The organism is Kitasatospora sp. NPDC004723, assembly GCF_040609255.1.
GTDB lineage: Bacteria > Actinomycetota > Actinomycetes > Streptomycetales > Streptomycetaceae > Kitasatospora.
This window is the reverse complement of sequence record NZ_JBEXJT010000006.1, coordinates 68,279-91,899: the sequence shown is the minus strand read 5'-3', so window position 1 is coordinate 91,899 and position 23,621 is coordinate 68,279. Positions and strand designations below refer to the sequence as shown.

The 23,621-nt window shown below is 73.3% G+C and carries 22 protein-coding genes and 2 pseudogenes; 12 read left to right on the top strand and 12 right to left on the bottom strand.

All coding sequences use genetic code 11. From position 1 onward, the window contains the following. Positions 1-30 precede the first annotated feature (30 nt). Positions 31-771 carry a FadR/GntR family transcriptional regulator gene (locus tag ABZW10_RS09905; protein WP_355362276.1) on the bottom strand — a complete coding sequence of 247 codons (741 nt, stop codon included), beginning with the start codon at positions 769-771 and terminating at the stop codon, positions 31-33. A 213-nt stretch (positions 772-984) separates the two neighbouring features. Here ABZW10_RS09905 and ABZW10_RS09900 point away from each other — a divergent pair, with 213 nt between their 5' ends. Continuing rightward, a complete protein-coding gene (locus tag ABZW10_RS09900) occupies positions 985-1,749 on the top strand; it encodes a sporulation protein (protein WP_355362274.1) in 765 nt (254 codons plus the stop codon). A gap of 40 nt (positions 1,750-1,789) precedes the next feature. On the opposite strand, the gene ABZW10_RS09895 is transcribed toward ABZW10_RS09900, so the two are convergent. The 10 genes from ABZW10_RS09895 to ABZW10_RS09850 form a co-directional block, all read right to left on the bottom strand. Next, positions 1,790-3,673: an LCP family protein gene (locus ABZW10_RS09895; RefSeq protein ID WP_355362272.1), complete on the bottom strand. Its 1,884-nt coding sequence runs from the start codon at positions 3,671-3,673 to the stop codon at positions 1,790-1,792. Between the two features lie 169 nt (positions 3,674-3,842). Further along, a complete protein-coding gene (locus ABZW10_RS09890) occupies positions 3,843-4,691 on the bottom strand; it encodes an HAD family hydrolase (RefSeq protein WP_355362270.1) in 849 nt (282 codons plus the stop codon). 83 nt (positions 4,692-4,774) lie between these two features. Next, entirely contained in the window at positions 4,775-6,049 is a 1,275-nt protein-coding gene (serS, locus tag ABZW10_RS09885; protein ID WP_355362268.1) for a serine--tRNA ligase, read from the bottom strand. Positions 6,050-6,595: 546 nt separating this feature from the next. Continuing rightward, positions 6,596-7,531 (bottom strand): prephenate dehydratase, encoded by a 936-nt coding sequence (gene pheA, locus ABZW10_RS09880; protein ID WP_355362266.1) that lies wholly within the window; start codon positions 7,529-7,531, stop codon positions 6,596-6,598. 156 nt (positions 7,532-7,687) lie between these two features. Further along, entirely contained in the window at positions 7,688-8,986 is a 1,299-nt protein-coding gene (efeB, locus tag ABZW10_RS09875; RefSeq protein WP_355362264.1) for an iron uptake transporter deferrochelatase/peroxidase subunit, read from the bottom strand. Between the two features lie 9 nt (positions 8,987-8,995). Continuing rightward, on the bottom strand, positions 8,996-11,074 hold the full coding sequence (locus ABZW10_RS09870) for a FixH family protein (protein ID WP_355362262.1): 2,079 nt from the start codon (positions 11,072-11,074) through the stop codon (positions 8,996-8,998). A 13-nt stretch (positions 11,075-11,087) separates the two neighbouring features. Further along, a complete protein-coding gene (locus ABZW10_RS09865) occupies positions 11,088-11,600 on the bottom strand; it encodes a copper chaperone PCu(A)C (RefSeq protein WP_355362260.1) in 513 nt (170 codons plus the stop codon). Continuing rightward, complete coding sequence (locus tag ABZW10_RS09860) at positions 11,597-12,277, bottom strand: SCO family protein (RefSeq protein WP_355362258.1); 681 nt, start codon at positions 12,275-12,277, stop codon at positions 11,597-11,599. Before ABZW10_RS09860 ends, ABZW10_RS09865 begins: the two co-directional genes overlap by 4 nt. A gap of 77 nt (positions 12,278-12,354) precedes the next feature. Beyond that, positions 12,355-13,125 carry a YcnI family protein gene (locus ABZW10_RS09855; protein WP_355362256.1) on the bottom strand — a complete coding sequence of 257 codons (771 nt, stop codon included), beginning with the start codon at positions 13,123-13,125 and terminating at the stop codon, positions 12,355-12,357. A 210-nt stretch (positions 13,126-13,335) separates the two neighbouring features. Next, positions 13,336-14,175 carry a hypothetical protein gene (locus tag ABZW10_RS09850; protein WP_355362254.1) on the bottom strand — a complete coding sequence of 280 codons (840 nt, stop codon included), beginning with the start codon at positions 14,173-14,175 and terminating at the stop codon, positions 13,336-13,338. Positions 14,176-14,426: 251 nt separating this feature from the next. Here ABZW10_RS09850 and ABZW10_RS09845 point away from each other — a divergent pair, with 251 nt between their 5' ends. The 4 genes and pseudogenes from ABZW10_RS09845 to ABZW10_RS09830 all read left to right on the top strand — a co-directional run. After that, positions 14,427-15,083 carry an ATP-binding protein gene (locus ABZW10_RS09845; RefSeq protein WP_355362252.1) on the top strand — a complete coding sequence of 219 codons (657 nt, stop codon included), beginning with the start codon at positions 14,427-14,429 and terminating at the stop codon, positions 15,081-15,083. Positions 15,084-15,215: 132 nt separating this feature from the next. Continuing rightward, positions 15,216-15,407, top strand: a pseudogene (locus ABZW10_RS09840) (SDR family oxidoreductase); the annotation flags it as partial. Continuing rightward, positions 15,404-15,580, top strand: coding sequence for a hypothetical protein (locus tag ABZW10_RS09835; protein WP_355362250.1), 177 nt, complete (start codon positions 15,404-15,406; stop codon positions 15,578-15,580). The pseudogene ABZW10_RS09840 and the gene ABZW10_RS09835, both read left to right, overlap by 4 nt. Positions 15,581-15,836: 256 nt before the next feature. Next, a pseudogene (locus tag ABZW10_RS09830) lies at positions 15,837-16,184 on the top strand (transposase); the annotation flags it as partial. Between the two features lie 96 nt (positions 16,185-16,280). Here ABZW10_RS09830 and ABZW10_RS09825 read toward each other — a convergent pair. Further along, entirely contained in the window at positions 16,281-17,561 is a 1,281-nt protein-coding gene (locus ABZW10_RS09825) for a VanZ family protein (protein ID WP_355362248.1), read from the bottom strand. A 503-nt stretch (positions 17,562-18,064) separates the two neighbouring features. Between ABZW10_RS09825 and ABZW10_RS09820 the strand changes: the two genes are divergently transcribed. The 7 genes from ABZW10_RS09820 to ABZW10_RS09790 all read left to right on the top strand — a co-directional run bounded on the left by ABZW10_RS09820 (position 18,065) and on the right by ABZW10_RS09790 (position 23,601). Further along, positions 18,065-19,297: a helix-turn-helix transcriptional regulator gene (locus tag ABZW10_RS09820; RefSeq protein WP_355362246.1), complete on the top strand. Its 1,233-nt coding sequence runs from the start codon at positions 18,065-18,067 to the stop codon at positions 19,295-19,297. A 56-nt stretch (positions 19,298-19,353) separates the two neighbouring features. Then, positions 19,354-19,602: a hypothetical protein gene (locus ABZW10_RS09815; RefSeq protein WP_355362244.1), complete on the top strand. Its 249-nt coding sequence runs from the start codon at positions 19,354-19,356 to the stop codon at positions 19,600-19,602. A gap of 96 nt (positions 19,603-19,698) precedes the next feature. Further along, complete coding sequence (locus ABZW10_RS09810) at positions 19,699-20,349, top strand: hypothetical protein (protein WP_355362242.1); 651 nt, start codon at positions 19,699-19,701, stop codon at positions 20,347-20,349. After that, complete coding sequence (locus tag ABZW10_RS09805; RefSeq protein WP_355362240.1) at positions 20,349-20,816, top strand: hypothetical protein; 468 nt, start codon at positions 20,349-20,351, stop codon at positions 20,814-20,816. The genes ABZW10_RS09810 and ABZW10_RS09805 overlap by 1 nt, the downstream gene beginning before the upstream one ends. A 23-nt stretch (positions 20,817-20,839) precedes the next feature. Beyond that, entirely contained in the window at positions 20,840-20,998 is a 159-nt protein-coding gene (locus ABZW10_RS09800; RefSeq protein ID WP_355362238.1) for a hypothetical protein, read from the top strand. Between the two features lie 108 nt (positions 20,999-21,106). Next, positions 21,107-22,285, top strand: coding sequence for a YcaO-like family protein (locus tag ABZW10_RS09795; protein WP_355362236.1), 1,179 nt, complete (start codon positions 21,107-21,109; stop codon positions 22,283-22,285). Continuing rightward, on the top strand, positions 22,282-23,601 hold the full coding sequence (locus tag ABZW10_RS09790) for a TfuA-like protein (RefSeq protein WP_355362234.1): 1,320 nt from the start codon (positions 22,282-22,284) through the stop codon (positions 23,599-23,601). Before ABZW10_RS09795 ends, ABZW10_RS09790 begins: the two co-directional genes overlap by 4 nt. Positions 23,602-23,621: the final 20 nt, after the last annotated feature.

Genomic DNA, 23,621 nt, shown 5'->3' with positions numbered 1-23,621 from the left:
GTGAGCGGGGGAACGGGGGCCTCGGCCCGTTCACTTCCGGGCGGCGATGGCGGCGAGGAGCTGCTCGACGGCGGCGGTCGGCTCGGCGAGCAGCGCGCGACACGCCCGCTCGGCCAGCTCCGGGTCGCCGCTCTCGATCGCGTCGACGAGGGCCTGATGGGTCGCCACGACCACCTCGGGCATCTCGTGGTCGCCGAACGCCGTCCGCATCGACTCGCGCACCGAGGCGCCGAAGTAGCGGTACACCTCGGTCAGCGCCGGGTTGTGCGCGGCCTCGACGACGGCGGTGTGGAACTCCAGGTCGTGCTCGACGGTCGCCTCGCGGCCGGCCCGCTCGGGGTGCGCCGCGATCACCTCGGCCTCGCGGGCCAGCGCGGCCCGCATCCGCCGGATGTCCTCGGGGGTGTGCCGCAGCGCCGCCAGCCGGGCGGCCTCGGTCTCCAGCGCGGCGCGGACCTCCAGGACGTCCCGCACCCCGGAGCGCTGCACGCCGCGCAGCACGGCGGCCGGGTCGCTGGTGGAGCGCACGAAGGTGCCCTCGCCCTGCCGGGAGACCAGCATGCCCGCGTGCACCAGGACCCGGATCGCCTCGCGGACGGTGTTGCGTCCGATGCCGAGGCGCTCGGCGAGCTCGTGCTCGGTCGGGATCCGCGAGCCGACCGGCCAGACGCCGGCGCTCAGCTGCTCCCGCAGCTGCTCGATCGCGGTGTCGACGAGGGAGCGCCGCCCGGCGGTCTGCAGCGTGTCCTGGCCGCTGTTGGCGCTGCTCATGGCGGGCTCTCCTCCCCGGGCGTGGGCCGGCTACGGCCTGGTCATCGGTCATCCTACAACTGATTGTCCGGTCATCCTACAACCGGCGGTGAACAGCGCGGGAACCGCTCGCGGCGGCCTGGCGTTCCTCCGGACGACCGGTGATCCGGTGACGACGGGCCCGGTCCGCACCCGTTCGGTTCCACACCCCTTTGATACGAGGAGATCGTCCGCATGGTGTTCAAGAAGCTGCTCGGTGCCCTGGGCGTCGGCGGTCCCGGCGTCGACACCGTCCTGAGCACGCCGGTCGTGCAGCCCGGCGGGACGATGGCCGGCACGGTCGAACTGACCGGGGGGACGGTGGAGGCGGACATCCGGGGGATCACGCTGACCCTGGTCGCCCAGGTGGAGATCGAGCACGAGGACGGCGAGAGCACCGGCCTGTACCCGTTCGCCCGCTTCTCGGTGACCGCGCCGCTGAAGCTGGCGCCGGGCGAGAACCGCTCGATCCCGTTCGCCGTCCAGGTGCCGTGGGAGACGCCGGTCACCACCATCGCCGGGCAGCACCTGCACGGCATGCGGCTCGGGGTGCGCACCGAGGTCGACATCGCGGGCGCGCTGGACAAGGGCGACTCCGACCCGCTGGAGGTCGAGCCGCTGCCGGTGCAGCGCCGGATCCTGGACACCCTGCTCCAGCTGGGCTTCCGGTTCCGCTCGGCGGACCTGGAGGCCGGGCACATCCGCGGCACCGGGCAGACGCTGCCGTTCTACCAGGAGATCGAGTACTCCTCGGCGCCGCACTACGCGCACGCCTGCAACTCGCTGGAGGTCAGCTTCGTGACCACCCCGGGCAAGGTGGAGGTGGTGCTGGAGGCGGACCGGCGCGGCGGTCTGTTCGGCGGTGGCGGGGACGTGATCCGCACCCATGTGGTCGACCACGGCCAGGCCGACGAGGACCTCACCGGGCTGGTGGACGGCTGGATCCGCGCGGCGCTCTGAGGCCCCCCGCGCGCCCCCGCCGCCGCCCCCGCTCCCGACGTCAGCCGTAGGAGACGTTGCTGCAGATGTCGTCGTCGGCGGAGCGGGCCTGGCCGACCACCTCGGCGGGCAGCGGGGCCGGGACGCCGGACGGCGCGGCGGCGGCCGGAGCGGGCCCGCCGGACGCCGCGCCGGTGGCGTAGTCCAGACCGAGCCGCAGGCTGATCCCGGCTCCCGGTCCGGGGGCCACCGCGGCGCCCGGGAACAGTGCGGCGACCTTCTGCGCGTTGCTCCGCTGCCCGGCCCCGTACTCGACGGTGGTGGTCGCCGCCCGGGCGGTGCCGCGCGCGGTGGCCGTCCCGGCCACGGTGACCCGGGCCGCCCGGAGCGTGTCGGCGGCCCGGGCGGCTAGGCCGGGGGTGCCGGTGCCGTTCTGGACGGTGACCCGGATCGGCGCACCGTCGGCGCCGAGCGGCGGGGGCGGCGGGGTCCTCGGGGCCGTGGGGGCCGTCGAGGAGGACGGTGGGGACGGTGGCGACGGTGGCGCGGCCGGTGACGGTGCGGGCGGCGTGTCGGCCGCGTCCGGCTGGTGGCCGGTGGCGTCCTGGCCGTCGATGGTCCGGTCGGCCTGCAGGGTCCGCCACAGGGTGTCGACCGCGGGGTGCACCAGGTCGATCCGCGCGCCGTTGTAACGCCAGGGCGTGGTCAGGAACTTGACCTCGTGCAGGTCGATGTCCCTGAGCGTCAGGGCGAAGTCCACCAGCTTGGCGGCCGAGTCGAGGCCCGGGTCGACGGTCATCGAACTGGTCGCGGCGTCGGCCAGCGGCAACAGCGTGCCGGGGTTCAGTCCCCTGCTCTTGATCCGGGCCAGCAGCGAGGCGAGGAAGGCCTGCTGACGCTTCATCCGTCCGACGTCCGAGTCGTCGCCGATGCCGTGCCGGAGCCGGACGTAGTCCAGTGCCCGCTGCCCGGAGACCCGCTGGCGGCCCTTGGTGAGCACCACCTTGCCCTTGCGGCCCAGATTGGGGTTGATGTTCCCCTCGTGCACGGCGTTCGGCAGGCAGACGTCCACGCCGCCGACGGCGCCGGTCATCGCGGCGAAGCCGGCGAAGTTGACCTCGATGGTGTGGTCGATCCGGATGCCGGTGAGCTTCTCCACCGTGTTCTGCGTACAGGCCGGGTTGCCGGACTCGGAATTGCCCACCGAGAAGGCCGAGTTGAACATCTGCCCGGGCTGCTCCCGGGTCCAGGTGCCGTTCGGGAGCTTGCACCGGGGGACGGTCACCAGGGCGTCGCGCGGGATCGAGACGCCGACCGCGTGCCGGTGGTCGGCGTGGACGTGCAGCAGGATCGTGGTGTCGGAGCGGGCGCCGCTCTCATGGCCGCCGCCGAGGTCGCCGTTGCCTCCGGCGCGCGAGTCGGAGCCGATCAGCAGCACGTTGACGGGCCGGTGGCCGTGCGCGTCGGCGCTGGGTTCGGGCGGGCGGTCGGGGGCGATGGCGTCGGGGTCGAAGGACCGGAGGTTGCCGTTCAGCCGGTAGTACACCGCGGCGCCGGCGCCGGCCAGGGCGACCAGCATCCCGGCCAGTGACCAGGCGATCAGCCGCCGGGCGCCGCGCCGGCCGCACCGGGCCGCCTCCCGCCGACCGGCGCGGGTCTGGGCGGTGCGGGTCGGTGCGGCGTGAGTCTGGGAGGTGCGGGTCTGTGCGGCGCGGGTCTGGGCGGTGCGGGTCGGTGCCATCCGGCCCTGCGCGACGCGGGTCTGCGCGGCGAGGGTCTGCCCGGTACGGCCCTGCGCGGCCCGGCGGGCCTCGGCCCGGCCGCCGGTGCGCGGCAGCGGGAACCGGCCGGGGGCCTCTTCGGGGGGTTCGGTCCGGACGCCGCCGCCGTCGGCGCGCCGCCGCCCAGCCGGATCCGGCGGGCCCTGGTCCCACTGGACTGACATGGCGCGCACCTCTCAGCGGCGGAAGCGGGCAACCCTGGGAGCATACAAACCCCTCCGGTGCCCGCCCGGCGGCCCGGGACGGCCGCACCCCCGCCGACCCGCGGCTTCGTCGTGGCGGCTCACCGCAGCATCACTCCAAGGGCTGAACCGGCGGTGGCCGCAGCGAGGTTCACCCGTTCGGGTAAAGCCGTTCCAGTACGGCCGCGACGCCGTCCTCGTCATTGCTCAGGGTGACCTCGTCGGCGACCGCGAGCAGCTCCTGGTGAGCGTTGGCCATCGCCACGCCGTGCCGCGCCCAGCCGAACATCGGCACGTCGTTGGGCATGTCGCCGAAGGCGATGGTGTCGGCGGCCTTCACCCCGAGCCGGTGGGCGGCGACGGCCAGCCCGGTGGCCTTGGAGAGGCCGAGCGGCAGCAGCTCGACGACGCCGGCGCCGGCCATCACCACGCCGACCAGGTCACCGGCCGCGTGGCGGGCGGCCTCGGCCAGGGCGTCGTCGGTCAGCTCGGGGTGCTGGATGTACAGCTTGCTGACCGGGGCACTGAGCAGTTCGTCCTTCGCGGTCCGGACCACCGGCAGCTCGGAGCCGATCTGCAGTTCGTAGCCGGGGCCGGCCAGTACGTCGCCGTCCAGGCCGTCCTGGCTGGCGGCGACCGCCAGCGGACCGGTCTCCTCCTCGATCCGCTGGATCGCGAGGGCGGCCACCCGGCGGTCCAGGGTGAGCGAGGTGAGCAGCCGGTGCTCGCCCGCGTCGTAGACCTGGGCGCCCTGGCCGCACACGGCTATGCCGCGGTAGCCGATCTCGTCGAAGACCGGGCGGGCCCAGGTGGCCGAGCGGCCGGTGACGATGATGTGCAGCGCCCCGGCCGCGGTGGCGTCGGCCAGCGCCGCGCGGTTGCGTGCCGAGACGCCCTCCGTGCTGTTCAGCAGGGTGCCGTCGAGGTCGGTGGCGACCAGCTTGAAGGGCAGGCCGCCACCGTCCAGGGGGGAGACGGGGCTGGGGCTGGTGGTGCTCATGGGCCGTGTCTCCCGGGAGTTGCTTCGTTGCTGCGTCCGCGTCACCGCGGCTGCGGCCGGTGCCGGTTCCGGCACCGGCGGTCCTACTTGGCCGGCTCCAGGACGGCACGGCCACCGAGGTACGGGCGGAGCGCCTCGGGCACGACGACCGAGCCGTCGGCCTGCTGGTGGTTCTCCAGGATCGCCACGATGGTGCGCGGGACGGCGACCAGGGTGCCGTTCAGCGTGGCCAGCGGGCGCACCTTGCCCTCCTCGCGCATCCGGATGGCGAGGCGGCGCGACTGGTACTCGGTGGTGTTCGAGGTCGAAGTGACCTCGCGGTACTTGCCCTGGGTCGGGATCCAGGCCTCGATGTCGAACTTGCGCGCGGCCGAGGCGCCGAGGTCGCCGGAGGCGACGTCGATCACCCGGTAGGGCAGTTCGAGGGCGTTGAGGAAGTCCTTCTCCCACTGGAGCAGGCGGCGGTGCTCGTTCTCGGCGTCCTCGGGCGTGGTGAAGACGAACATCTCCACCTTCTCGAACTGGTGGACGCGGATGATGCCGCGGGTGTCCTTGCCGTAGGTGCCGGCCTCGCGGCGGAAGCAGGACGAGTAGCCGGCGTAGCGCAGCGGCAGCTTCTCGGCGTCGAGGATCTCGTCCATGTGGTAGGCCGCGAGCGGGACCTCGCTGGTGCCGACCAGGTAGCGGTCGTCACCCTCCAGGAAGTACACGTTCTCGGCGGCCTGGCCGAGGAAGCCGGTGCCGTCCATGGCGGCCGGGCGGACCAGGGCCGGGGTGATCATCGGGGTGAAGCCGGCGGCGGTGGCCTGGGCGATCGCCATGTTGACCAGGGCGAGCTCCAGCAGCGCGCCAACACCGGTCAGGTAGTACGACCGGGCACCGGCGACCTTGGCGCCGCGCTCGGTGTCGATCGCGCCGAGCAGCTGGCCCAGCTCGACGTGGTCGCGGGGCTCGAAGCCCTCGGCGGCGAAGTCGCGCGGGGTGCCGATCTCCTCCAGGGTGACGAAGTCCTCCTCGCCGCCGACCGGGGCGGCCGGGTCGATGAGGTTCGCCAGCGAGCGGAGCAGGCGCTCGGCCTCCTCCTTGGCCTCGGTCTGCTCGGCGTCGGCGGCCTTGACCTCGGCGGCCAGCTCCTTGGTGCGCTGGAGCAGGGCGGCCTTCTCCTCGCCCTGGGCCTTGGCGACGAGCTTGCCGAGGCCCTTCTGCTCGTTGCGCAGTTCGTCGAAGCGCGTGCCCGAGGACCGGCGACGCTCGTCGGCGGAGAGGAGGGCGTCGACCAGGTCGACGTCCTCGCCACGGACGCGCTGCGAGGCGCGCACTCGGTCAGGGTCCTCACGGAGCAGGCGAAGGTCAATCACGGGCCCAAGCCTACCGGGCGGGCGCCTGTCCACCGGTACCGGTTTTCCCCTGGGGATAACTCGCTCCAGCCTGTGGATAACCGCTGTGGGAAACCGTCCGGAGGTCGGTTATCCACAGGTTCGGGGTGGAGGCTGTGGATCGTGGGGCGGCGTCGGTGGACGAGGAAGCGACCCATGAAATTCAGGTTTCAAACCTGAATTGACCTTCTCGGGTGAGCGAATTAAAGCGCTCGGACGGGTGATTTGCTGGTACCCGGGTGACTCTGGTCCGATTAGTCATCTCTGCGACGCAAACCGATGATCCGACCGAAACGTGCAGTGGCTATACCGGTTTGTCGACTCATCCCCAGGCCTGTGGATAACTCGGACCTGTGGACAGTGCCCACCCCTGTGGACAAGCCCCGCACCGGGGCGGCCGCCCTGTGGACGGCCGCCCGGCGGGGTGGAAAACGGTTCGAAAAGGACACATGGCCGCCGAATGGCGCCCGGATGTCCGACGGACCCGGCCGGTCGGACTCGGCCGCACTCGGCCCGACTCGACCGGACTCAGATGTCCCCGCGGCCGTCGAGGCAGCGCGAGAGCCAGTCCGAGGCCGCGCTGAAATCCGCGTCCGAGGTACCCGGCCGCTGGTGCTCCGGCGTCTGCTGGTCGGCGCGCGGATAGGAGCCGAGGAAGCGCACCTGCGGGCAGATCCGCTTGAGGCCCATCATCGCCTCGCCCACCCGGCGGTCGCTGAGGTGCCCCTCGCAGTCGATGAGGAAGCAGTAGTTGCCCAGCCCCTCCCCGGTCGGCCGGGACTCGATCCGCATCAGGTTGACCCCGCGCACCGCGAACTCCTGCAGCAGCTCCAGCAGCGCGCCCGGGTGGTCGTCCGGCAGCCAGACCACCATCGAGGTCTTGTCCGCCCCGGTCGGCGAGGAGACCCGCCCGGGCCGCCCCACCAGCACGAACCGGGTGGTCGCGCTCTGGGCGTCCACGATGTCCTTGACCAGCGGGTCGAGACCGTAGATCGGCGCCGCGAACTCGCCCGCGAACGCCCCGTCGTACCGCCCCTCGGCCACCAGCCGGGCGCCGTCCGCGTTGGAGGCGGCGGACTCCCAGTGCGCGTCCGGCAGGTTGGCGGCCAGCCAGCGGCGGACCTGCGCCTGGGCCACCGGGTGGCTGGTGACCGTCTTCACGTCGGACAGCACGGTGCCCGGGCGGACCAGCAGCGCGAAGGTGATCGGCAGCAGCACCTCACGGTAGATCATCAGCGGCGCGCCGGAGGCCAGTTCGTCGTTGGTCGCCGTGACGGCGCCCTCGACCGAGTTCTCGATCGGCACGAACGCGCCGGACGCCTCGCCGCCGCGCACCGCGTCCAGCACCAGCTGCACCGAGGACATCGGCACCAGCTCCCGGGTCGCCGCCTCCGGCAGGGTGCGCAGGGCCGCCTCGGTAAAGGTGCCCGCCGGCCCGAGGTACGTGTAGCGGGTTGCCGACATGACGCCTCCAAGGGGAACGGGACCTGTGGGGAACAACGGCGGACCGCCGAAAGGAGTCACCTTAGCCACTCCGCCGTCCTCCTGTGGTCGCGGTCCGCTCCGTGGGAGGAGGACGGACGATCCGTGGACAGCGGCCGGCCCGGGCACCGGGCACTGTCAGTCGAGCAGGGTCTGTCCGACGTACCCGCCCTGCGGCGCGCCCGGCGGGACGGCGTACACGCCGCTCGCCTCGTGTCGCAGGAAGCGGGAGAGCCCGTCGCCCCGGGCCAGCTTGCGCTGCACGGGGGTGAACCCCTTGCGGGGGTCGGCCTGGAAGGCGAGGAACAGCAGTCCGGCGTCCGGCGAGCCGTCGGCCAGCAGCCCGTCGTGGTACGAGAACCCGCGCCGCAGCATGGCGGCCCCGCCGTTGGCGGCCGGCGCCGCGACCCGGATGTGGGCGTCCGAGGGGACGGCCAGCGACCCGTCCGGGGCCTGGGCGGCGAGGTCCACCGGCGTCCGCTCGCCCGCCCCGGCGGCAGCGCCGAGCGGGGCGCCGTCCGACTTGCGCCGCCCGATCACCCGCTCCTGGCGGTCCATCGGCAGCGCCTCCCAGTTGTCCAGCAGCATCCGGATCCGCCGGAACACCAGGAAGGAACCGCCCGTCAGCCAGGCCGGCTGTTCTCCCCCGGCGGCGACGAACACCTTGGCCGCGAAGCCGTCCTCGGTGGGCTGCGGGTTGTTGGTGCCGTCGATCTGGCCCATCAGGTTGCGCCCGGTCATCGGCGCGGCGGTGGCGCCGGGCGTCCGGGCGAAGCCGGACGCCTGCCAGCGCAGCGCCGCCGTGCCGGCCGCCTGACGCTGCAGCACCCGCAGTGCGTGCACGGCGACCAGCGCGTCGTCGGCGCCGATCTGCACGAACAGGTCGCCGTCGCCGCGCGCCGGGTCCAGCGCGTCGGCCGGGAAGGCCGGCAGCGACTCCAGCCCGGCCGGGCGGTGGTCGGCCAGGCCGGCCTTGTCAAACAGGCCCGCGCCGAAGCCGAAGGTGACGGTGAGCGAGCAGGGGCCGGCGTCCAGGGCGACCTGGTTCTCGAACTCGTCGGCCGGCTCGCCCACGGCCATCCGGGCGGCCGTCCGGGACCAGCGCTGGAGCAGGCCGCGCAGGCCGTCCCGGCCGACCCCGCCGGCCAGGTCGAAGGCGGCCAGCTGGACCCGGGCCTGCTGGGGTTCGAGGATGCCGCCCTGGTGCTCGCCGTGGAACGCCACCCGGGCCGGCCCGAGGCCGCCGCCGGACGCGGTCGCCGGGCGGTGCGGGCCGGGCCGGTCCACGGCCACGGCTGTGCCGGCCCCGGCGCCCGCGCCGATCACCAGGCCCGCCCCGGCGGTGCCCAGCAGGGCCCGCCGGGTGAAGCCGGTGGCGGTGCCGTCGGATGTGCCGTCCTGCCCGGTGGTGCTGTCGGTGCCGGTCTCCGTGGCCATGAGCTGTCCCTATCCGATCTTCAGCTGCTTGATCTCCGTGGTCTGGTCGATGTCGGAGGATCTGATGACCACCGACACCACCCAGTTGCCGGCGAGCGGCAGCTGCGCCGTCCCGGTCCAGCGCCCGGTGCCCTCGGGGGTGAGCGGGACGGTGAGCGGGCCGAGGTCGCGGTCCGGCAGGGTGAAGGCGAGCTGCACCTCCGGCACCTCGACCGGCTGCCCGTCCGCGCCGTCCAGCTTCAGGTGCACCTCGTTCGAGCCGGTGCCCGCCGGGTTGAGGGTGACCGTCGCGGTGCCCTTGGCGTTGGGCGTGCGGCCCTTGGTGTCGTACGGGAGGGCGAGCTCCACCGTCCGGCCCGGCACGGTCTGCGGGGCGGGCGCCCCGCCGGTCGTGCCTCCGGCCGCGGTGCCGGCCGCCGGCGCGGTGCCGTTCGCGGCCCCGGCCGCGACCTCGCCCGCCACCCGCCCGGGCGGGGCGTTGGTGAGCAGGGTGGTGGCCACCAGGACGGCCACCGCGACGGCCGCCTCGACCAGCACCGAGCGGCGCAGTCCGGCCCGGGTCGGGGTGAGCCCGCGGTCCCGGTCGGCGTTCGCCCGGGCGGCCCGCTGCCGGGCCAGCTGGGCCCGCCGGACCGGGTCGTCGGAGTCCTCGTCGCCACCGTCCGGGGCACTGCTGCCGGTACCGCCGCCGACGCCGCCGGCCGCGACGGCGACCTCCGCCGGGGTGACCTCCGCGGCCTCCTCCGGGGCGGCCCGCAGCCGGGCCAGCCAGCTCCGGGACATCCAGGCGGCGCCGAGCATCGCGACCACGCAGCCGGTCTTCACCAGCAGCAGCCGCCCGTAGTCGGTGCCGGTCAGCGCGCTCCAGCTGCCGAGGCCGCGCCAGGACTGGTAGACGCCGGTGCCGGCCAGCACCAGGACGGCGCCGAAGGCGAGCTTCGAGAAGCGGTCGGCGACGTCCGCGCCGATGCCCTCGCGCAGCCCGACCAGCATCGCCGCGAGGCCGCCCAGCCAGAGCGCCATCGCGACCAGGTGCAGCATGCCGAGCGGCAGCGCGAGCCAGACCTGGATGCCCACCGAGGCGTGGTCGGCGCCGACCCAGGTCGCCGAGAGCGCGACGGCCAGCACCAGTCCGGCCACCCCGAGGCCCAGCCGGGCCTCGCGCTGCGGGCGTTCGGCGGCGCGCCGCTCCAGCTCCCGCAGTTCGGCCTCCTCGGCGTCCCCGGCCGCCGACCCGGCCCCGGTGGTCCCGGCGGTGCCGGTGGCCGGGACGGTCCGGCCGGTGGGCTGCCCGAGCTGGCCGACCAGCAGCGACAGGAACACCCCGCTCGCCGCGAGCAGCAGCAGCCGGGCGGCCAGCGCGGTGCCGATCCGCTCGTCCAGCGTGGCGCGGACCAGCGACAGGTCGAACGCCTTGCCGATCCCCGAGCCCCGCTCGTACGGGCCGCGCAGCATCAACACCGTGACCGTGGACACCAGCAGCGCCACCCAGCCGCTCATCAGCAGCCGCTGCACCGGGCGCCGGGCGACCCCGGCCGGCCAGCAGAGCAGCACGAAGCCGGCCGCCCCGACGAGCAGCGCGAACGCCCCGTACGCGACGGCCCGGCCGGTGCCGTAGACCGCGGCGACCAGGCCGTCCGCCTCGGCGCCCTGCAGCGCGGTGGCGGAGACGGTGGTGGCCGACGGCGCGCCGATGGAGAAGGTGAACGCCCCGCCGATCGGGTGCGAGTCGTCCGACACGGCCCGCCAGGCGACGGTGTAGGTGCCGTTGGCGAGCCCGCTGCCGAGTGCGACCCGGGCGGTGTTGTCCTTGCCGTCGGCGTGCGCCGGGTTGCCCGCGTCCACGGCCTTGCCGGCCGGGTCGAGCACCCGCACCGAGTCCGAGGAGAGCGAGACGGCCTCGCTGAAGGTCAGGGTGACGGACTGCGGGGCGGCGGGCAGGACGGCGTTCTGCGCGGGGTCGGTGGACTGCAGGGTGGCGTGCGCGGCGGCGGGTCCGGCGCCGCCGAGCAGCAGCGCGAGGACGGCGGCGAGCACGCCGATCAGCCCGGCGATCCGGCGTCCCGTCAGTCCCGGTGCGATCAGCATCGTGCGGTGTCCCTTACTGCTGGCCGGGGCGGTAGGTGAGCTCCTTGACCGGCACCTTGACCGAGATGGTGCCGGTCCGGGCGAAGGTCAGGTCGAGTTCGAGCTCGTCGCCGAGGGCGGGGGCCTTCTGCCACCCCATGATCATCAGGTGCGTACCGCCGCGGGCGAGCTGCAGCGCGCCGTGCGCGGGGACGTCCAGCTTGTCGACCTGCTCCATGGTGGTGGACGTGGAGCGGTGCATGGTGACCGAGGAGGCGCCGGGGCTGGAGACCTCGACCAGCTCGTCGCCCTGGCCGCCGTCGTTGCGCACGGTCAGGTAGCCGGCCGCCATGCCGCCGGCCGGCGGCAGCGGGATGTAGGGGTCGGCGACGCTCAGCCGGGCCGCCGCGCCACCGGATGCTCCGCCGCCGGCGGCGCCGTTCCCGCCGTCCGCCCCGCAGGCCACCAGGAACGCGCCGGCGCCCAGTGCCGTCGCCAGCGCCGCCCCGGCGAGTGCCGTCCGGCGGAAGCCGAGGGAGCCCTTCACGCGGCGACCCCCTTGGCGAGCAGCGGCAGGTCGTGCTCGTAGGTCTTCACCTCGGTGCCGCTCAGGTAGAGCAGGTGGGCCTTGTCGTCGGAGGGCAGGAAGGCCAGCACCTGGGCGCCGTGGGTGGAGGTGACGGTGCCGTCCGCGTTGATCACCGGGTCCTCGATCAGGATGCCGAGCGCCTTGGCGGCGGTCTTCACCTTCTCCAGGTCCCCGGTGAGGCCTATGAAGTCGCTGCCCATCGAGTCCAGCCAGCTGCGCAGCACCTGCGGGGTGTCGCGCTTCGGGTCGGTGGACACGAACACCACGTCGACCTTCTGCCGCTCCTCCGGGGAGAGCTTCTTCATCGCCACGCCGATGTCGCCCATGGTGGTCGGGCAGACGTCCGGGCAGCTGGTGTAGCCGAAGAACAGCAGGGTGGTCCGGCCCTTGGTCTGCTGGCGCAGGTCGTACGGCTGGCCGGAGGTGTCGGTCAGCTGGAGGTCCGGCTTCTCGAAGTTCTTGCCGAGCACGGTGCCCTCGTAGGGCGAGTCGGACTTCTGCTGGACGACCTTGGCGGGGGAGGCGGAACCGCCGGCGTCGGAGCCGCAGGCGGTCAGGGTGAGCGCGGCGGCCAGGGCGACGGCGGCGGCCCCGGCCAGGCGGGCGGAACGGGCGGAGCGGGCGGAGCGGGGCATGGGAGAGGTCCGATCGTGTGCGGTGGATCACCGGTGGGGCCGCGCCCGGGCCGGGCGCGGCCCCACCGGTGCTGGGGTCAGGAGGCCGAGCCGCCGCTCTTGCGGCGCAGGCCGAGGACGCCGACGGCGGTGCCGAGCACGCCGACCACGATGCCGACGACGCCGAGCACCCGGGCGGTGGAGTCGCTCGCCTTGTCGTCGGAGGCGGCCTTGTCGCCGGTGGCGGCGTCGCCGTGGGCGGTGTGGGTGTCGGCGGCGGCCGACGGGGAGGCGGTGGCGGTCACGCCGTGGCCGTCACCGGCGGCGGCCTTGGTCAGCTTCAGCACCGGGGCGGGCTTGGCCGGCTCCGGCTGGCCGTCCTTGGCCTCGTCGATCCAGCGCACGACGTCGCCGTTGTCGTAGCTCTGCAGCGTCTTGAAGACGAGGGTGTCGGCGTCGGTCGGCAGCGGGCCGAGCGAGACGCGGAACTCCTGGAACTGGCCGGGGGCGATCTTCACCCCGGCGTCGGCGGTCCAGGTGATCTTGGAGACGGCCTCGTTGACGTCGTTGCCGTGCACCTTGAGCGGCTTGTCCAGCTTGGCCTTCTCGACGGTGGCGGTCCAGCCCGGCAGCGGCTGGGTGCGGACGGAGGCCAGCGGGTGGTCCAGCGGGAGGTTGACCTCCAGCTTCACGGTGCCGGCGGCGTCGTTCTCGTTCGGCACCCGGAAGTCGACGGCGGTGTAACCGCCCTGGTCGGCGCTGCCCGGGTTCACGGTGACGTGCGCGGAGGCGGGGCCGGCCAGCGCCACCACGGCGGCGGCAGCGGCGAGGGCGACGGCGGCGGTACGGCGGGGGGAAAGGGAACGCATGGGGTTCGTGGTCTCCGTTCGGAGGCTCGGCGGGCAGGCCCGCTCCCGGGCACGGGAGGACCCGTGCCGCGGCGGGGCCGCGCGGCGTGGGGAAGAGGTGGGGGAGGGCCGCAGGACCGCGCGAGTCGGGCGGGTACGGCTCGGCTGCGCGTACACCCGTCCGCCCTCGGGCCGGAACCGGTGGGGGACCGGGGGCGCCGTGGACGCGGATCAGTACGCGAGGGCCCCGAGCGGCGGCCCGCGCCGCACCACGCTGTGCCGCAGCGCGGCACCGGCCGGCAGCGGGTCGTCCCCGCCCCGGCGGGTGGACCGCCGGACCGGGCCGGCGGGCAGGCCGAACAGGCCGCGCAGCAGCACCGCGGCCAGGGCGCACGCGGTGTGCAGCGGCGCCGCCGTGCGGGCGTGCGCGGCCGACGCGGCGATCCGCACCAGCCGCCAGAGCGCCGCCTCGCCGCGCCGCAGCCACCAGCCGGCCACCAGGGCCGCGGCCAGGTGGGCCGCCAGCATCGTCGGCGTCATCCCGAGCACCCCGCCCTGCCACCACGGCACGGTCGCGTACGCGTGCGGGTCCAGGCCCGCCCCGGCGACCAGCTGCTCGGCGGTGGGGCTGCCGGGCAGGCCGGCCAGGGTGCCGGGCCGGCCCTCGTTGCAGACCAGCCGGCCGGCCACCTGCGGCAGGGTCAGCGGGCCGGAGCCCGGCGGACCGCCGTGGTGCGAACCGGCCGCGCCGGAGGCCGCGTGGCCGGCGAAGGAGTGGAAGAGGCAGTGCAGCCCGAACTGGCCCGCCGCCAGCGCCCCGGCGATCGCGCCGAGCGAGCGCTCCCGCCCGCCGAAGGCGGCGGCGAGCACCAGGGTGGCGGCGAAACCGGTCGCGAGTGCGGGAAGGGCGACGTCCCCGCCGCCCGCCAGCGCGTGCCCGGCGGCCGCTATCAGCGTGCACACCAGGGCGAACGGGACGGCCCTGGCAAGCCGCAGGTCCCAGGCGGCGGCCCCCACCGGCGCGTCCGGTGCGGGGGCGCCCGGGTGCGGGGCGGCGGCTGGGGCAGTCATGGCCGGGCCATCATCTCATCGCCTACCCCCGTCGGATCGGCAGGGTGGGAAATCCCTACGAATGCCCCGATCGGCTCCGCACGCCACCCCGCGCGCCACCCCGCGCACCCCTCGGGCACGCGCCGCCCGGCACATGCCCGTCCCCCCGTCCATCCGCCGAACGGGCGGTAGCGGACCCCGGGCACGGTTCACCTGCGCACCGTCCGGAGATACCTCGTTATATGTGGAGCCGCAGCCAGGAGGGACCTCCCGTGGACATCTGGTGGACTCTGCACCTCAAGCGCGACCCGGCCAGCGTGCCGTTGGCCCGCCGCATACTGCTGGGCGCGATGGCGACCGCTGGCGTCGATCCGCAGATCGCCCACGACCTCGGCGTCGCCCTCAGCGAGGCCTGCGCCAACGCCGTCGAGCACGGCGCGGGCGGGCGGCCCGACGACGGCTACCAGGTCACCGCGTCGATCAGCGGCGACCTGCTGCGGATCGAGGTGACCGACTCGGGACCAGGCCTGCCCGGCCCCGCGGCCCCGGCGGCGCGCCGTCCGGCCCCCGCCCCGGCGCCGCCGACGGCCCGCCCGGCCGGGCGCCCGCAGCCGCGCCCGCGCTCCCGGCACGGCCGCGCCACCGTCCCCGGCCCGCTGCTCACCACCCACCGCCCGCGCCGCGACGGCCGCCCGTACGACACCCACGTCCTGCCGCCGGCCGCCGACCCGGCGCCACTGCCCCTGCTGCGGCCCCTGGACCTCGACGGCCTCCCGGACCTCACCGCCGAGTCCGGCCGCGGCCTCTTCCTCATCCACGCCCTCACCGACCACGTCCAGCTCCGCAACCACCCGCTGCGCGGCGCGATCGTCAGCTTCGACAAGATCCTCAAGTGGCAGGACGACGCCCTGCTCCCCCGGGCCTCGTAGCCCTGGTACCCCTTCGACCTGCACGAATTCGAGCCGCTGTGACCGTCGCCGACCTGGCGGGGACGGTGACGAGTAGGTCAGGCCAAGGCGGAGAACGACCTGCCCGCCCACCACCGCGCCCGACCCGAGAACCAGATCCGCCGCCAGTGCGTCCAGCGCCGAGGCTGCCCCGAGGACGTCGCCGCTGCCGTCGCCTTCCTCGCCGGCCCCAGCGCGTCCTTCATCACCGGACAGTCCATGCACGTCGACGGCGGCTGGATCCTCCACGTCATCGAGACCGACGACGAGCGCCAGGACTTCTACCTCGCCACCATCGAGAAGTGAGCTTCGAGGATCGCACCGGCCCCGAGTTCAGCCAGGAAGGCCGGGGCGAGTACCTCCTCGAAGAGATCCCCCTGACCGCCGACGCCCTCGACGAGGTCAACCTCCTGCCCCAGGACTTCGCGGCCGGCCTGCGCGACGCCGTCGAGCGCGGGGAACTCCTCGCCGCCCGTTGACCGCAAGGGAGACCGGGGAGGCTTGAGCACCCGGTCATCCACGCGCAACCCGCGACGGCCACCGCACACAGCTCAGCCAAGTAACGACAGCCCTCGAATATGATCAAGACCGCTGCGGCAAAAGGACCTTGGTGTGGCGGGTGACGGGGTACGTTCCGTGGTCCGACCGAAAATAGGCGACCCCGGCGGTGCTACCAACAGTGAGATCGATTCGGGGCGCCCTGCAGACGTTGCCGTCGGTGGGTTTCCCCGAACCGTCTCTGAGGAACAGGCCGCCGACAGCCCGCAGTTCATCCCCGTGCTGAAGAAGGTACGGGTCCGGGTGCCGGTCGGCCGTCCGCGCACCCGGCCCGACGCGGTCGCCGGGGACAAGGCTTACTCGTCCCGCGGCAACCGCGCCCACCTGCGCAAACGCCGCATCAAGGCAGTCATCCCGGAGAAGAAGGACCAGGCCGCCAACCGGAAGAAGAAGGGCAGCAAGGGAGGCAGGCCCGTCAGCCACGACGCCGAGCTCTACAAGGACCGGAACACCGTCGAGTGCCTGATCAACAAGCTGAAGGCCTGGCGAGGCATCGCCACCCGGTTCGACAAGACCCCCGAGAGCTGCGTGATGGGCGGACTGCATCGTCCAGGCCGTGCAGTTCGGCGATCCGGCCGATGCCCCTTGGTGCCGGTACAGCACGCCGGGTCGGCGCGGTGCTCAGCCCTGGTGCGCCACAGGCTGACCGGTGACAGCATCGACGAATTCCACGGTGCCGGAGGTCTGCGTCTCGCCCTGTTTGACGAGATTGACTGCCCAGCACGGCCGCCACTGTCCGTCGATCTGCTTCGCGAGGAGGAACATGGTGTCCGCGCGGGAACCTGGTACAGCGGCGACGGCCCGCTGCTTGGCCGTGTCAGCGTTGACGGTGGGGTGCGGCAGTTGGGGGTCGGTGTCCCGGCGTGCGGACGACGCCATGACCCGGCCGGAGGTGGAGACAGTGATGTCGAGACGCATGGGCATCAGGACGTTGTCGCTGTTGTACCGCCGGTAGGTGACCATGTAGGCGCCTTCGGCACCGGCGGAGGTGAGGGCGGGACTGGCGGCCGATGTCAGGTCCGCGAACCAGGTGGCTGCGAAGTCGGTACCGGCTTTGAGGACCTGATCCCGGGTGAGGGGGCCTGCGTCGACCTGGTTGTTGGCCGAGGCGCTGACGAGAAGGCGTCCGCTCGGCCACTCGGCCTGGAACCTGCCGCGATCCGTGACGGCGTCGAGGACCGGCTGGGGCGATACTTCAGGATCGGAGTGGACGCCGAACGACGTGACCCAGGTCCCGGGCCCGAACAACTGCGTGGCGATCCGCTCAGCCGTCTCGCCTTGATCATGCGAGGGGTTCGCAACGGAGCCGACGGCATCATTGTGAAGCGGCACAAACAGCTGAAGGACGGCCGTGACGGCCGCAAGGCCCGTGCCGGCCATAGTGAGGGAGTGAAAGACATCCCGCCGCCCCGACAACGGCTTGTGACGACGGAGCCACAACCAGACGACCGCGGCGACCGTGCCGACGAGCGCGCCGAGGGCGTTGTCGACAAGGTCCGCAGCGTCGCAGGCGCGTCCGGTTCCCAGCAGGGTCTGGCTGATCTCGGTCACGCCGGAGAGCACCACCCCCCCGGCGAAGACAGTCAGAGGCCGCCGCAGGGCCAGAACGCCGAAGAAAGCGACCGGCACGTACATGGCGAGGTTCATCAGCCCCTGTTCCGCGACGGCGGTGCCCCACACCCCGGCGCCGATCGAACACGTCGGCTCGCCCGACGACCCGCTGGTGGTCGGCGTGAGCGTCGCCGCAACCTCCCCGGCCAGCGACAGGCCGAAAAGCACGGCCACAGCCGGCTTCCGCTGCCTGCGTCGGGCCAGCCGTAACGCCACGAACCCGAAGGCCAGACCCAGTACGGCGAAGACGGGAAACAGGGCAGGGGCGGCGGAGAGGGAGGCTTCGACCATCGGTCTTCCGGGATGCGATCGGGCAACGGCATGGGGTGGGCTCGGGCTGAGCCCGAGCCCACCCCGAGTGATCACTGTGTCAGACTCAGCAGGGGTGGTCCGGCGGAGTCAGGAAGTCGCCCTGGCCGCTGACCCACATCTTGCCGACCGCACTGCAGTTCGCCGGTAGCGGCATGAAACCCCAGGTGTAGCTCTTGGTCTCGCCGGCGTTCTGGTAGAACGCACCCTGGTCCGGGTGGCTGTTACCACCCTCGTTGTAGTAGAACCGAGCAAGGACCTGGCCTCCGGAGTTAATCCCAGGTCACGGGCTTGCGGGGGTCAAAAGATCCTCAAGTGGCAGGACGACGCCCTGCTCCCCCGGGCGTCCTGACGGGCCCGCCCCGGCCCGCGTGTGCCGGGGCGGCTCTCGTCGGCCACCTGTGACGCGGCTGGCCCGACGGGGTAGCTTCCTGGTGGCACCGTCGGTCTACCGGGCGGACGGTCGCGAGCCGGGGAGGGCCGCCGTGCTGGAAGAGCGAGAGTCGATCGGCAAGCGGGTGCGACGGGCACGGCTCCGGCTGGGCATGACTCAAGCCGATCTGGCCGCCACGCTCGGCAGGACCCAGGGCTGGGTGTCGAAGGTCGAGAAGGGCGTCATCGAACTCGACCGGGCCGGCATCATCAACCAGCTCGCAGCAGCCCTCCACTGTCACCCCAACGACCTCATCGAACGGCCCTTCGTCGACGGCAAGGTGTCGGAGAACCAGTGGCAGGTGTCGGCAGCCTCCATCCTGCGGGAGCTGCGCCGGTACGACCTCACGCCGGTGTTCGACGGTCGGCCTCGTCCGGCGGTGGAGCTGTGGCGCGAGACGGAGCGCCTGCACCGCCTGCGGGACTCCGCCGCCAACGTCGCCGTCATGAAGGTGCTTCCTGACATGCTCCGCGAGGCGCGGGCCCTGGCTGAGGTTTCCACCGGCCACGAACGCGAAGAGGCGTTCGCGATCTACGCGATCGAGTGCAAGTTCGCGCACACGGCTGCCCATGTGCTCGGGCACCCCGAACTGGTTGCCATGGCCTGTGAGCGGGCTGCCTGGTCGGCCCGTCTGTCCGGTGACCCGGTGATGGGGGCGGTCGCGGACTGGATGCGGGTGTGGGACATGTGGGCCACTGCGGACTGGGATGACGCGTTGGCGCTGTCGGACAAGGCGCTTCGCCTCGTCGAGGACCAGTGCCGTGCCAACAATCCGCTGGCAGTGCGGGCCTGGGGGACGCTGCAGTTGCGGGCGGCCGTGTCGGCCGCCCGTGCCGGCCGGCGGCTGGAGGCCGAGGGGCGGATCCAGCAGGCGCACACGGCGGCCGAGTTGATGGACGGAAGCCGAACCGAGCCTCCCTTCGACCGGCACTCACTGACCTTCTCCGGCGGAAACGTCCAGATCCACGCCGTGTCGGTCCAGTTGGAGATGGGCGACCACGTCCGGGCGCTGATCCTCAACGAGCGCGCCGACCCCGCGAAGGTCGCCGCCCTCCCGGGATCCCGACGCGGTCACCATCACATGGACCTGGCCCGCGCCTGGTTGTGGGACGGCAACCGGGACAAGGCACTTCAGGCCTTGGAATCGGCCGAGAAGGTCGCTCCTCAACTCGTGCGCAACCATCCGATCGCGCGAGCCACCCTGCGGAAGATCGTCTATGCGGAGCGGTCGGCCACCCGGGAGAAGCTCCGGCGCATGTCGGACCGCTTCCATCTGGACGGATAGGGCAGTATTCCGCCGATTCATATTCAGCAGTAGTCGCGCACTTACTGTCTGTGGGCATGAGTGGACGACGCACAGCCCACGAGGACGCGCACGACCCCGTGTCGCCCTGGACGCCTCGCCTCGGCGATCTCGCCCACGACACCGCCACCGGCGCGGTGGGCGTCGTCGTGGACGTACCCGGTGAGGGCGTCTACAGCTATCACCTGCGTCCTGAGGACGCCGGGTGCGAGAAGGAATGGACCGCCCCGAAGGACGGATCCACCCTCCGCCCCGCCGCCGCCCGGCGGCAGGCGGACGAACGGTGACCACCGACATCGCCCCCTTGCGTCGCCGCCTCCCGCGCAATTCCCGATCACGGACCGGCCGACTGGTACGGCCCCCTGTGAAGAGCAGGAGAGACGATGACCACAGCACCCCTGACCGAACGGTCGCCGGCCCGCGCGGCCTGGGACAAGACCGGCACCGTCGTCGTGCCGGGAGCCCTGGAGAGGACCCGCTTCGAAGCGATCCGGGCCGAGACGCTGAGCCGACTCGAGCGGACCGTCCCGTACGTGCGCGAGGAGGCGACCGCGCACCGGGACGGTTCCTTCGCCTCCCCTGTGCACTGCGGTTTCCTCCCGGCCGGTCCCGAGCTGGAACGGCTCGCCTACGACAAGGAGTTGTTGGCAGCCCTGCGCGCGGCGACCGGACTGAGCCGCCTGGTGCCGCGTGGCGGTGCCGCCGTGGTCTACCGCGAGGGTGACTTCCAGGGCCTGCACACGGACACGGTGAAGGCCACCATCACGGTCGGCATCGCGCTCACCAGCGGCCTGCCCTCGATGGGTTGGGCGCCCGGCCTGCGCGACGCCCACCCGGACCGGCTCGCCGAGGTCATCGCCGAGCACGGCCTCTTCCCCGAGGGCGAGGGCTTCACCGAGCTGGGCCACCCGTACGCGGACGGTTCGGTCAGGGCGTTCGCCGGCTACAACGTGCCTCACTGGCGGCGAAAGCACCAGGGCCGAGTCGGCGCCCTCGCGACGCTCGGCACAACCAGCGGCCGGGTCTGCTGGTGATGCGGGACGGCTCGATCACCTCGCCGCAGCGATGCAAGGTCCACCCCGGAGGCAAGGCCCTCACCGCCCTGGCGATGTCCAAGGCGCTCTCCGAGATCGCCGGCGAGGCCACCGGCCGGGCCCGGTTGACGCCGATCCGCTACGGCCTGAAGTTCTACAGCACCGGCGACTACATGCACGTCCACCGCGACGACGGCAAGTGCGGGATCACCTTCAGCTGCGGCCTCACCCCGGGGCTCGGCGCGATGGGCTGGCTGCCCAACCTGCGCTGGCTGAGTACCCGACAGGTCGCCGACCGGCTCGCCGACACCCCTTACCCGGCCGGTGGCGAGGAGTTCCCGATCCGCCACCGCGCCCTCACCGGATTCGACGGAAGCCGAATCCCCCACTGGCGTACCCCGCTCGACTCCCGGTCGCGCGAGGTACTGATCACCATCTGCTTCACCGACCTCTCGGTGCGGCAGTAACCCGCCATCCCGATGGAGGAACCATGCCCAACATCGAGCACGTCACCCCGCAGATCGACCCGGCCGACTTCGTCGCCGAGCTGCACGCCGACGGCGACCTGCCGCAGAACGTCGGCGGCGACCCGTCCGTCCCGGACTCCGCCTTCCCTGACACCCACGTCTACCGGCAGCCCAGTCTGTGACCTTCCGCTGACTGACTGACAGTCGGGTCAACCTTGGTGCCCGGCTGCCGACGCTCCCATGACCTGGGCATCGGCGGCCGGGCACTGCCGTCTCGAATCAGGAGAGCCATGCGCAAGACCTACTTCGCGGGCACCCACCGCACCCGGCACCCGGCGGACACCTGGCAGGCCATCAAGCCCCTGCTCGACAGCTACGGGATCACCCGCGTCGCCGACGTCACCGGGCTCGACACCCTGGGTATCCCCGTCACCATGGCCGTACGGCCCCTCGCCCGCACGCTGTCGGTCGCCCAGGGCAAGGGGGTGACACTCGATGGCGCGCGCGTGTCCGGCGCGATGGAGGCCATCGAGGCGTGGCACGGCGAGCACGCCCTGCCCGCCCCGGCCGTGCGCCGGGCGCCGGCCCGAGGGCTGGTCCTGCCCTACCCCGTGGCCGCGCTCGAACAGCACCCGGGAAGCCTGCTGACCGACCGTACGGTGCTCGACTGGATCCCCGCCCGATCCGCACTCGACGGCACGCCGGCCCTGGTGCCGGCCACCTGTGTCCAGCTCGGCCGCGAGGCCCACACCGACTGGCGGATGCATCTGCCCAGCGCCTCCACCAACGGCCTGGCCTCCGGCAACACCCGCGCCGAAGCCGTCACGCACGCCCTGTACGAAGTGATCGAGCGCGACGTCGTCAGTGACCTCACCGACCGCTCCAACACGCGGCAGGCCAGCCGGATCGACCCGGCGAGCATCACCGAACCGCACTGCCGCCGCCTGCTCGACCTTCTCGACGCCGCCTGTGCCTGGGTCGAGCTCTGGCACCTGCCCAACCGCTACGGGCTCCCCGTCATGGCCTGCTACCTGTGGCGCGAGGACCAGCCCGTCACCCTGGTCAGTGGCACCGGTGCCCACCTCGACCCCGCTGTCGCGCTGTCCCGGGCGATCACCGAGGCGGCGCAGTCCCGCCTGACCCAGATCACCGGCAGCCGCGAGGACATCCCCGCCGCCGTCCACCGCCCGGGCCGCACCCACCGAGGCCCCACCACACCGGACAGAGCGGGTGAGCCATGGGACGAAACCGTGTGCGAGTACCGGTCGGCGGCACCGGAGCACGATCACGAGGAGGCCCAACTCCTGGCCGGCATCGTCGTCGGCGTCGCCCGGGCCGAGCCGATGGTCGTCGACCTGACCTGGGGTCCGTACGCCCGCAGCGAGTTCTCCGTGGTCAAGGTCGTCGCACCGGGCCTGAGCTACAGCTCCCGGCACACCGTTCCCCGCCCGCAGGAGGCCGCCGCGTGACCACCCACGTCCTCGTCGGCCCCACCGTCTCCGCCTCCCGCGTGCGCGAGATCCTCCCCGGCGCCATCTGCCACCCGCCGGTCAAGCACGGCGACCTCCTGGCGCTCGCCGCGTCCCCGGCCGACACGGTCGTGATCATCGACGGGGTGTGGCACCAGAGCGCTCCCGTGCGACACAAGGAGATCCTCGCCCTGCTGGCCACGGGGACCACCGTCGTCGGTGCCGCCAGCATGGGAGCCCTGCGCGCCGCCGAACTCGCGCCCTACGGCATGCACGGCGTCGGGCAGGTCTACCAGGACTACGCCGCAGGCCTCCTGGACGCCGACGACGAGGTCGCCGTCCTGCACAGCCCCACCGGCCGGCGCCTCTCCGAGGCCCTGGTGAACATCCGCGCCGCCCTCACCCGGTGCACGGCAGCCGGCGTGATCACGGCCGACGAGGCCGTCGCCCTCCTCGCCATCGCCCGCCGGCTCCCTTACGACCGGCGCTCCTGGGCGGCCATCGGCCACGGCGCCCGCACCGCGCACCTCACCGGCCCGTACGACCGGGTGAACCTGTGGCGCACGACCAACCCCCACGACCTCAAGCGCGAGGACGCCGAGACCGCCCTGCACCGAATCGCCGAAGGCTCCGTTCCCGTTGCGGATACCGACTGGTGGCGGGGCGAGTCCTGGCGGACCAGCTTCGTGCGCTACTGGACGGCCGGCCACCCGGCAGGACCCGACGGGGTGCCGCTCCTCGCGGTCCTCCAGCACCAGCAGCTCTACGACCCCCGTTTCCCCGCCCGCTGGCGCGAGCGCGTCCTGACCGCCGTCGGCGGAGGCCCCGCCGACGGTGCCGCCCTGCTGGAGGTGGCCGCGATCAAGGCCGCCGCCGAGCAGGGCCTCGGCCTCGCCCACCTCACAGCGGCGCAGGCGGCCTACTGGCTCACCCCGGACGAACTCCTCCTCGACCCGAACGAGGCCCTGTTGCGGATCATCGTCCGTTCCGCCCGCCTCGACGGCGCGTGGACGGTGTGGCCCGCCACCTGGGACGAGGCCGAAGGGCTGCTCCAGGACACCAGGACAACCGCCGCGAGCGTGGCCACGGCATTCCGCCTCAACACCGCCGTCGAGGCAGCCGATCCCCGACGGACCACCGCGCACCTCGACCCGGAGCGCATCGGCCGGCACCTGCGCGACGCATGGGGGCTGCCCGGCTGCGCGACCGGCGTCGTCCTCGACGCGGCTGCCCGGGACCGGGCGTTCCGCGACTTCACCGGGGCCGTCGAGGTCGCCCGCGCCTTCTACCTGCACAGCAGAGCGGCGACGGCGTGAAGCGCCACCGCCCAGAGGCG